The following is a 9,468-nucleotide window of genomic DNA, read 5'->3' as shown; positions in this document are numbered from 1 at the left end:
TTATGAAAGAAATTCTAAAGCATTCGTTTGAAGCAGTAAGTTTGCTGACCACGAACAACGGTATGCTCGATGTCACTATCGTCCCAGCATTCAATCAGCCTGATTGGATCATTCCGAGCAGTTTGATTTTGAGTGTGGATGCTCTTGATGAGCATATCTGGACTTATCTGTGGCAACAACAAGAAGTGGCTGTATTCCATTTGCTATCTAGCGAGCAGGTGCCAGATAAAATCATCGTATTAGAAGGCAATACGGCGGCCCATCGCATGGCTTTACAGACAGCTGGTGAACTGCGCCAACGACAGGTGCGTATCTCTGAGGTTAAGGATGGTGAGCTTCCAGAGCAATATCACGCTGATAATATAAGCCATAACGATGCTAAAAAAGCGAAAAATAGCGATAATAAGACTGTTGAAGCGACTGATGAAAATCCTACCAGTAGCGAAGTCGATTATGTCAAAGACCGCTTCCAAGAAAATGTTATACAATCTTACTTGTTTCAAACCGTGATTATCGATAGTATTCCTTACTTGGTGCCCGATTTGGATAAAATTGCGCATCAATTGGTTGATTTAGACAGCTAGCTTGTTTAGTAAGAGGGCTGATAGTGAATAACGATTCATTATAAACCTAGTCATGACTAACCCAGCCGCGATGGTCATGCCGTTAGCTGCTGTCTTTATCTATAAATGTTGGTCAGAGGTAGTAGGGCAGCTTATGAATAATATCAATGCGAGTGTTTCCAAGTGGTCAGTCGCTAGCCGCTTATTTCACTGGATCAGTGCGGTTTTATTACTGGTAACGTGGATCATGATCCTGTTATACCAAAATCTTGATAGCAATCTCTATATTGGTTTGCATAAGGCGTTTGGCATCAGCTTGTTATGTTGGATGATAGCGCGGGTTATTAATCGCGTCTTTACCAAAGCACCACCAGCGTTACCGATGCCAAAATGGCAGCTATTGATGTCAAAGCTGTCGCACTTTGTGCTCTATGCTTTGTTAATTGCGATGCCACTAGCTGGCTTGCTGATGTCCGTCTATGGTGGTCGACCAGTAGACATATTTGGCTTATTTCAGATTCCTATCTTTGTCACGCCAGATAGGGGTTTAGCGCGTTTTTATAATGACTTACATACCGATATTATTTGGCCCATGATTATTGCTTTTACTTTATTGCATATCGCAGCAGCCTTTTATCATCAGCTAGTAAAGAAAGACAACTTGATGGCTCGTATGAAATAATAATTAATCTAGGACATATGCGCCCACAAAAAAGCCCTCAGTATCATACTGAGGGCTTTTTAGACTAGTTCTTTTTAAATTAGAGCTTAACGAGCACTTGTTCCCTGTACTTTTGCGCAGATTATTTTTTGTGCTCAGGCAAATTGATATTCATCTCTAACACATCTAAGCTATCTTCAGAACGATGATTGATGTTCACATCATCAATTTGCACGCCATTGACGTACTTATTCACCACTTCTAGTATTTCACGTTTCATTTTTTCGATACGATCCGCTGTTAAGCGGTTGTTTAAGCGATTTTCGCTCGCAACGATAACCTTGAGACGCTCAGTGGCTAGGTTGGCGCTACCGACAGTGTTGCCATCATCAGTACCGAACAAACTACTCCAAAATCCTTTTTTCTTACTCATCATTAACCCCCAAACCAGCGCTGTAATAGACTCTTTTTCTTCACATCAATATGACGTAATGGACGCTCTTCGCCTAAGAAACGGGCGACAATGTCATCATAACATTGACCAGCGATAGAATCGGTATAATGGATCACCGGCTCACCGTGGTTAGATGCTTCAAGCACTGAATGGCTTTCAGGAATAACGCCAAGTAGGGGTACTTTTAAGATATCGTTAGAGATGGTATCGATGTCCATCATCTCATTCGCTGCTGCACGTTCGGCATTATAGCGAGTGATAACCAAATGCTCACGGATAGAGCCTTGGTTCTCTTCGATTTTTTTGGTGCGGCTTTGTAAAATACCGATGATACGATCCGAGTCACGTACTGAGGAGATCTCAGGGTTGGTCACGATGATCGCTTCATCAGCATGATACATCGCTAACTGAGCACCGCGCTCGATGCCAGCAGGCGAATCACAAATGATATAGTCGAACTGCTTAGACAGCTCAGCCATTACTTCGGACACCCCTTCGTCGGTCAGTGCATCTTTATCACGCGTCTGACTGGCAGGCAGGATATATAAGTTTTCAAGCTGCTTATCTTTGACCAGTGCTTGTGATAAGCGAGCGTTACCGCTGATGACGTCTACAAAGTCATAAACAATTCGATTTTCACAGCCCATGATCAAGTCTAGGTTACGTAGACCTACATCAAAATCGATAACAACCGTCTTATAGCCACGCAACGCCAAACCGGCAGCAAAAGAGGCACTCGTGGTGGTTTTGCCCACACCGCCTTTACCTGAAGTGATTACAACAATCTTCGCCACAATGGCACACTCCTATGAATCAATGGGATATCTATTAAATAAAATAGCGCATTTACTTATGCTTTGCATACTTATTATTCACATGCAATATATGCGCTACCTGCGAGCGTAAGCCTAGCATATATAAACAAAAATTTATAGCAAGTCTGCACTAAAGCTCAAAAACAGCCAATATCTGTGTTAAGTACTGCTGCTACTGGCTGTCAGCGCTCGCAAACATAGTAAATAGTGGCAGAGACAGCAGATTAGCATAGGGCAGTTTTGTTAAATAAACTTACTACAATATTAAACGAGTCGCCTAGCCCTAAACGCATTATGACTATCAAGTAGTGACCATCTAAGTAGTGACCATCTAAGTAGTGACCATCTAAGTAGTGACCATCTAAGTAGTGACTATCTATAGTTATTACAGAAGGTAGCTACTATAGATAGCCACTACAGAGATTTTCTTGGGCATTTATACATAAGCAGCAATATACCACTAGGCGTCTAAGCCTCATCCATCACGGTAAAGACCAAGCCTTGACCCTCTATAAAGCGTACTTGTACGGGCTTGTCGATCACGTGTTCGGGTAAGTTATCTCGTAGGCAGTAAGTGCCGGCGACCGATACCAAGGAGGGGTTAAAGACCTGACAAAAAATACGAGCATCTTTATCACCCGTGGCTCCTGCGACCAAACGACCTTGGGCGCGGCCATAAACATGCAAGCTGTTGTCGGTAATGGCTTCAGCGCCACTATTGACACTGTTGGTCAAAATCAAATCCCCACCGACATGGTTAAGGCTTTGTCCTGAGCGCAGCATTTGATCATAGATGAGGCTGGTAATATGCTCAGCGCTGACTAAAGTCTCTGCTGGAATATTAGAGAGAGTCGTCTCGGTCGCTGTCTCAAGTGCGGGTTCAGACGCTGCGGCTACGTCATTCGTGCTGGTTGACTCTGTACTTTTGGCTTCTGATGCTTTACTGACCTGAGCAGTGGCTTTTTTGCTGGGTAAAATACGCTCGATACGTTTGCCATCAGCAGGGAAGATTGCCAATCGTTGTTCTCGCGCTTGGGCATCTAATACACCTGTTACGACACCGATAGGTTGTACGCCCCATGACCATAATAGCTCTACCAATGCTGACAGGTCTTGTTCGACCTCGCTATCGATAAGGATAGGGATATTGCTGGATTTGTTGCTGAGCGTTTCGGCAAGCTGAGATTCGATAGCGCTCAAATCATTGGTACTGAACTGCAAACGCGAAAAGGTGAGCATCTTGCCATAAAAGGCGAGAGCAGGGATGCTACTCGGGGCTTGTGCGCTGCTGTCGTTGTCTGAAACCGTCATAAGATTGATCCTCAAAAAATGTCGTATTGCTGCATGCGTACTATATTTATTATTATTTAGTGGTTATTTATTAGGTGCTGGTTATCTATCAGGTACTAGCTATTTGTCAGCTATTTTTAGCAAGATTTTATAAGTTAAGCATATCTTGGTGCTTCCATTGCTGTACTTTTACCTGTGCCTCAAACTCTGTCAAACTGTCCTCAATGATACTCGAAATTAAAGTATCCAGCGCTGTGTTATTGGTATCGATTTGCGCCACGCCGCTGGCAATAGCGACCATCAATGCATCGAGGCGTTCTGCATCGAGTAGCCGCTCGTTTAGAGCAATGACTACGTTTTCACCGATATTGTGTCCGACATGCTGCAATTGTGACTCAATCAAGCCGCCGGCGATTGGTATCATGCGCAAGTAGCGACGCAACTCAGGCGTATTGGCCAAACCTTCCTTAATCGCTTCGCCCATCGCACCGGCTATCATATTGCTACCTCCCGGCGAGGCGGTCAGCGCTTGTAGTTTTGGCGCCAGTTCTGTGCGTAGTAGCGACAACAGGGCGGCTTCAATCTCATGGCGATTGCGCGCAATCGTTGATTCGATAAAGGACTTGTGCGTTTCAGGGTTGGTAAGTTGCTGACGAAAGTTGTCGATGGTCGTCAAAATTACCCTATCTGACAACTCTTCTAATAACAGCTCAATATAGAACTTGATACGAGCAATCCATGACTGCGGCAGTACTTGATAGCCAAGCTGATATAGCCGGCGGCCGATGACCACTACCCGAAATAACCGTAGCGCGCGTAGCTGTGGAAAACAGCCTAACACTTCATACCAATGGACAAAGGGAAAAAAGAACCAGCGATAATAGGCTTTTTGCTTAACGGCAATCGCCCAACGTACCAACAGTTCTACGATTAAAAATATGGTAAAAAAGCCACCCGCCGTACGCAATGGATCGTGCAAGGTATTCTGATACCAGTTGAGCGCATCACTCAATGCCAGCCATCCTGCGACATTACTACTAAAACCACTCATCAAGATGGCATCGATACTGATCAATAAAAGATCAATACTAATAGCAACAATCATCAAGATGTCATACGTCAGCTTAAAGCGACTTGGCTTGGGACGATTTGATCGTGGCGGCTGCTCGATCGAGGAATGAGTGCTCGGAGACTGACTGTTTGCTAAGTTCGATGACTCATTTGGCATTGCTGCTATCGGCGAGCTTTTAGTGGGAGAGGCGGGCACAGTCATACCTTATTAGTAAGAAATGGCATAAGAAATCATGTCATCAGTAGGCACTGCTAGTGAGGACATGATTACTAAATAAGCGAGCGTTTTAATGACTATTCACATTATCAATGAATGGCATCAAAAAACAACCCATCAACCATTATAATTTGGTATTTTATACAAATTGAGTAACCTTGATATTAGGGTGTGTTCTCAATCTGAACCTTAAGCAGTAAATGCGCTAAAAATGGCTAAATATTTGCCAAACTTCGTCAAGTAGCTTGCTAATCTCTCGATATTATCCGTACTATTTTCTCTGTTCAGCTGCCATTTATCTTATTTTTATCACTATTTTCAAAATGAGGACACGCCATAGCCAGTCTTTAGTATTTAAATAGCAGCGTAAAAAGTATGGCACCATTGTGGTTTGAAGGTTTACTGAAAAAATAAGTTATCTTTAGCCTATTTGCTCTGCGGATTGTCTGCAAAGTCAGCCAGCATCGTCGTAATAAGGTCATCTTTTTGACGCCATATCTGCTCAACCCAATCAAACATCTTCGCCTTGATTGACTCATCTTCTTCGTAGCCACCATTTTTGATACCAGCAAACAATTCATCAGGTATCTTAATGTGTCGAACATCAACGCCCAAGCGCTTAATATTGCCTTTCCACAAATCACCATAGGTTGGCACGCCATCAGGATAAACGATGGTCATGTCCAAAATACCGTCGATATCATCTCCTAGTGCATTGACTGCGAGCGCCAAACCACCTGCACGCGGTTTCAGTAAATGCGTATAAGGTGAGCCTTGTTTGGCGTGTTTTTCTTGGGTAAAGCGCGTGCCTTCTAGATAGTTCAATAAGGTAAATGGCTTGTCTTTTAAGAGCGCACAAGCACGTTTGGCTTCTTCGATGTCTTTGCCTTTTAGGGCAGGGTTTTTGGCAACCTTTTCTTTAGAATGGCGGCGCATCATCGGGAAGTCTAAAAAATAAAAAGCTTGGCCAACGATTGGGATATAAATCAGCTCAAACTTGGTAAAAAATCGGGTGAGGGGCAGGCGCTTTTCACCAATGTATTGCACGATACTGGTATCGACCCACGACTGATGATTGCTAACCAGTAGATATTTGCCATCCATATGAACATCATTGGGCAAATTGATACGCCAATCTTTGCGTGGCAACATATTATCGATTAAAGCATTATTACTACTAATCCAGTGGGCAGCAATTTTTATCACGGTTTTATCCGCAATAGGGGCGCCAGTAATTATTTTGGTCGCACCCATTAGCCATAAGGGAATACTATAACCAAAGCTATTGGCTGCGATGACACTGGCTGCGGTGGTCAGCGAGACCGCTTTGCCCAATTTAGGCGCGCGTTGATGTATTTTTTGAATAGTAGAGGTCAGGCGCATGTTTAATCCCTTTTCTATCGATATTATTAATATATAAATGCTCCATTTCTGGAGTCGCTATCGTCGAAGTTTTTGGCGTTTTGTTAAGGTTGAACGCGTGCTATATGCTTATAGCTTTTATTAGCGCTACTTTAGGGTCAACTTTATTGCATGATTTTAGCAGAAATTAATGATAGTGTACGACTGTAAACGTGACTAGTCATGGCAGACATCGCTAGCGTTAGAAAAAAACTGGCAAGCCTTCTGCACTTCTCATACATAGATGTGACAAAATATTACACATGAATAGATGGTAATTGCCATAATAATGACGAGTGTAAATAAGCACCTAAATAAGATTAATGAATAATCTTCTATAAAAAGTACAATTTAACCATTTTTTTAAACTTAAGAGGAAATATTATGCGTAATACATTAATGATTGCCGCAGTCGCATCTGGTCTAGCATTGAGTGGTTGTACAACAGATCCAAACACTGGACAGCAACGTTTGAATAAAACGGCTGTTGGTACACTAGCGGGTGCTTTAGGTGGCGCGACTATCTCAAAAGCAACGGGCGGCGACAAAACTGGTCGTGATGCTGCTATTGGTGCAGCATTGGGTGCAGGCGTTGGTTACTACATGGAGCGTCAAGCTAAGCAGCTTGAACAACAAATGGCTGGTACAGGCGTCACGGTTGAACAAAACCCTACGACTGGTAACATTGACTTGGTTATGCCAGGTAGCATTACCTTCTCATTTGATGATGCTACATTGAGCTCATCTTTCAAGCCAACCCTTGATAAGCTAGCATCGACGATGAATCAGTATAATAAGACCACTGTTAACATCGCAGGTCACACTGATAGCAAAGGTTCAGCATCATACAACATGGGTCTATCACGTGATCGTGCTTACTCAGTAGCTAACTATCTGACAGCTCGCGGTGTGGCTTCTAACCGTGTTAATGTTGTTGCTTATGGCGAATCACGCCCAGTAGCGGATAACAACACTGATTATGGTCGTCAACAAAACCGCCGTGTTGAGCTAACGATTAACTCGCCACAGAGCGTAAACTAAGCCATTACTTAGTAGCTATTTATATTAGTATCTATTTACATTAAGAACACTGTTAAAAAGGGTCAGCAATATGCTGGCCTTTTTTGTGCTTAAAATTTGCGCCACTAAATTATCAAGAGTACCGACTAGACCAAAACGGCAAATTATGTTTGATAATAGTTATCAATAACATTATAATTCGCAAATATTTGAATATTCTAGCAATAATATTTCAGTAATATTAATGATACCGTTTGGCAGATTTGACAGTAATTATTATTCTGGACATTCGTTATTTACTGTATTTACCCTTTTTCTAATGTATCTCATCGAGGACGTGTATGAATATGACCACAGTGACGAGCCGTAAAATTTTACCGACTACTTTAGCCGCTGCGCTTGCAGGGATACTGCTAGTATCGGGTTGTACCAAACAAGCCAATGACGATGCCGCCACTGATGCACAAGCGGAGGTACAAGACACAGAAGCCGCTAATAATAAAACCACGTCCGGTGCAGAAAAAGCCAATATCGATCGCTTGGTGATTAGTTATGCAAATATGGCTCATGCTACCTATAAAGACTCATTAGATAGCGCAAAAACCTTGCAGACCGCTGTAAATACTTATGTAGATACGCCAACTGAAGCGAACCTTGACGCGGCAAAAGCTGCCTATAAAGCGGCGCGTCAGCCTTACTCACAAACTGAAGTGTTCCGTTTTGATGAAGCCTTTGTGACTGCTGATGACCAGCGTGAGATTGGCAGCGTCGATAGCTGGGAAGGACAGGTCAATGCATGGCCGCTCGATGAAGCGCTCATTGATTACGTCAGCGACGATTACGAAGGTGAATATAACAGTCAAGACAATATCATCAATAGTGATAGCATCGCCGTCGGTAGCATCAAGCAAGATACCAGCACCATTACGCCGCAATTGTTAGCAGACATGAATGAGATTGGTGGTAGTGAAGCCAACGTAACGACTGGCTATCACGCGATTGAGTTTATGCTATGGGGACAAGATACCAATGGCGTCGGTGAGGGTGCAGGCAACCGCCCGGTTAGCGACTATATTACCACCGATGGTGAATGTACCAGTGGCGAAAGCGCAAATACAGAAGCAAGTATTTGTGAGCGTCGTGGCGAGTTCTTAAAAGCTGCTGCGCAATTATTGGTTGATGATTTAACCGCAATGGAAGCCCAATGGCAGCCTGATAGCGAACATACCTTACGCAGCGATATGATAGCGCGTAAAGATAACAATGGTCTGCGCCAGATTTTGTACCAGATGGGCAGTTTAGCACTTGGCGAGCTGGCCTCTCAGCGTATGCAAGTCGCCTTTGTCACGGGCTCTACCGAAGATGAGCACGAGTGCTTTAGTGACTTGACCCATCTAAGTTATGCCAATAATGCTCGCGGTATTCAAAATGTCTTTAATGGTAGCTATAAGACCGTCGCGGGTAAAACCGTGGGTGGCTATGGCGTGAAGAACTACCTAATTGATACTGGTCATAAAGACGTTGCTGATAAGCTGGCGGCTGATTTTAGTAAGGTGGAAAGTGATTTTAATATCATCGTCGAAAAGGGCGAAAAAGAAGGCATCAAGATTGATCAAATGATTGCGACTGTTGGTCAAGCCAGTAAACAAGGTATCTCTGCTGAAGAGCAAAATACGCGTCGTGGTTGGGTTGAGACTGCCATTACCAGCTTGCAAGAATTGACGACTGGTATTGAAAATGCGGCAAAAGCGGCTGGCATTGACAATCTAGATGCTGATGCAGGTTCACAGTTTTAAGCTCAGCTTATACGCTTACTAGCGTCAGTTGTATTCATTTATAATGCCTGATAAGTCTTTATAAGTGAATGAGAATTATTTTCATAGGAAAGTAATTTATGTATAATACACACGTTGTCAATCTCGGTTGGCAGTGTGTTTTTTTATGCCCTATTAAAATAACGCTACCAGCCAGCTTTC

General features: G+C 43.2%; 9 protein-coding genes. 4 read left to right on the top strand and 5 right to left on the bottom strand.

Translation table 11 applies throughout. The annotated features are described in order from the left end of the window. Positions 1 to 2: 2 nt before the first annotated feature. Both ACSUPM_RS11685 and ACSUPM_RS11680 read left to right on the top strand, forming a co-directional pair. Positions 3 to 584: a hypothetical protein gene (locus ACSUPM_RS11685; RefSeq protein WP_201565508.1), complete on the top strand. Its 582-nt coding sequence runs from the start codon at positions 3 to 5 to the stop codon at positions 582 to 584. Positions 585 to 717: 133 nt separating this feature from the next. Next, on the top strand, positions 718 to 1,245 hold the full coding sequence (locus ACSUPM_RS11680) for a cytochrome b (RefSeq protein WP_201565655.1): 528 nt from the start codon (positions 718 to 720) through the stop codon (positions 1,243 to 1,245). A 121-nt stretch (positions 1,246 to 1,366) separates the two neighbouring features. Here ACSUPM_RS11680 and minE read toward each other — a convergent pair whose 3' ends face one another. The 5 genes from minE to ACSUPM_RS11655 all read right to left on the bottom strand — a co-directional run bounded on the left by minE (position 1,367) and on the right by ACSUPM_RS11655 (position 6,454). Then, positions 1,367 to 1,657: a cell division topological specificity factor MinE gene (gene minE / locus ACSUPM_RS11675; protein WP_025652337.1), complete on the bottom strand. Its 291-nt coding sequence runs from the start codon at positions 1,655 to 1,657 to the stop codon at positions 1,367 to 1,369. A gap of 2 nt (positions 1,658 to 1,659) precedes the next feature. Then, positions 1,660 to 2,472 (bottom strand): septum site-determining protein MinD, encoded by an 813-nt coding sequence (minD, locus tag ACSUPM_RS11670; protein ID WP_010201589.1) that lies wholly within the window; start codon positions 2,470 to 2,472, stop codon positions 1,660 to 1,662. 489 nt (positions 2,473 to 2,961) lie between these two features. Beyond that, positions 2,962 to 3,804, bottom strand: a complete 843-nt coding sequence (gene minC, locus ACSUPM_RS11665; protein WP_025652338.1) for a septum site-determining protein MinC — start codon at positions 3,802 to 3,804, stop codon at positions 2,962 to 2,964. Between the two features lie 127 nt (positions 3,805 to 3,931). Further along, the gene (locus ACSUPM_RS11660; RefSeq protein WP_374189997.1) at positions 3,932 to 5,011 is read right to left on the bottom strand and encodes a hypothetical protein; all 1,080 of its coding nucleotides are present in this window, start codon (positions 5,009 to 5,011) and stop codon (positions 3,932 to 3,934) included. 486 nt (positions 5,012 to 5,497) lie between these two features. Further along, positions 5,498 to 6,454, bottom strand: coding sequence for an acyltransferase (locus tag ACSUPM_RS11655; RefSeq protein ID WP_025652340.1), 957 nt, complete (start codon positions 6,452 to 6,454; stop codon positions 5,498 to 5,500). A 402-nt stretch (positions 6,455 to 6,856) separates the two neighbouring features. Here ACSUPM_RS11655 and ACSUPM_RS11650 point away from each other — a divergent pair, with 402 nt between their 5' ends. Both ACSUPM_RS11650 and ACSUPM_RS11645 read left to right on the top strand, forming a co-directional pair. Continuing rightward, entirely contained in the window at positions 6,857 to 7,513 is a 657-nt protein-coding gene (locus tag ACSUPM_RS11650) for an OmpA family protein (RefSeq protein WP_025652341.1), read from the top strand. Positions 7,514 to 7,833: 320 nt separating this feature from the next. Then, entirely contained in the window at positions 7,834 to 9,288 is a 1,455-nt protein-coding gene (locus tag ACSUPM_RS11645) for an imelysin family protein (protein WP_201565506.1), read from the top strand. Positions 9,289 to 9,468: the final 180 nt, after the last annotated feature.

Origin of the sequence: Psychrobacter okhotskensis (assembly GCF_965638355.1) — a bacterium.
Classification (GTDB): domain Bacteria; phylum Pseudomonadota; class Gammaproteobacteria; order Pseudomonadales; family Moraxellaceae; genus Psychrobacter; species Psychrobacter okhotskensis.
This window is presented reverse-complemented; position numbering and strand designations above follow the sequence as displayed.

Coding starts and splice junctions, on each gene's coding strand:
- ACSUPM_RS11685 (WP_201565508.1), top strand. CDS start 3: ATGAAAGAAATTCTAAAGCATTCGTTTGAAGCAGTAAGTTTGCTGACC.
- ACSUPM_RS11680 (WP_201565655.1), top strand. CDS start 718: ATGAATAATATCAATGCGAGTGTTTCCAAGTGGTCAGTCGCTAGCCGC.
- minE (WP_025652337.1), bottom strand. CDS start 1,657: ATGAGTAAGAAAAAAGGATTTTGGAGTAGTTTGTTCGGTACTGATGAT.
- minC (WP_025652338.1), bottom strand. CDS start 3,804: ATGACGGTTTCAGACAACGACAGCAGCGCACAAGCCCCGAGTAGCATC.
- ACSUPM_RS11660 (WP_374189997.1), bottom strand. CDS start 5,011: ATGCCAAATGAGTCATCGAACTTAGCAAACAGTCAGTCTCCGAGCACT.
- ACSUPM_RS11655 (WP_025652340.1), bottom strand. CDS start 6,454: ATGCGCCTGACCTCTACTATTCAAAAAATACATCAACGCGCGCCTAAA.
- ACSUPM_RS11650 (WP_025652341.1), top strand. CDS start 6,857: ATGCGTAATACATTAATGATTGCCGCAGTCGCATCTGGTCTAGCATTG.
- ACSUPM_RS11645 (WP_201565506.1), top strand. CDS start 7,834: ATGAATATGACCACAGTGACGAGCCGTAAAATTTTACCGACTACTTTA.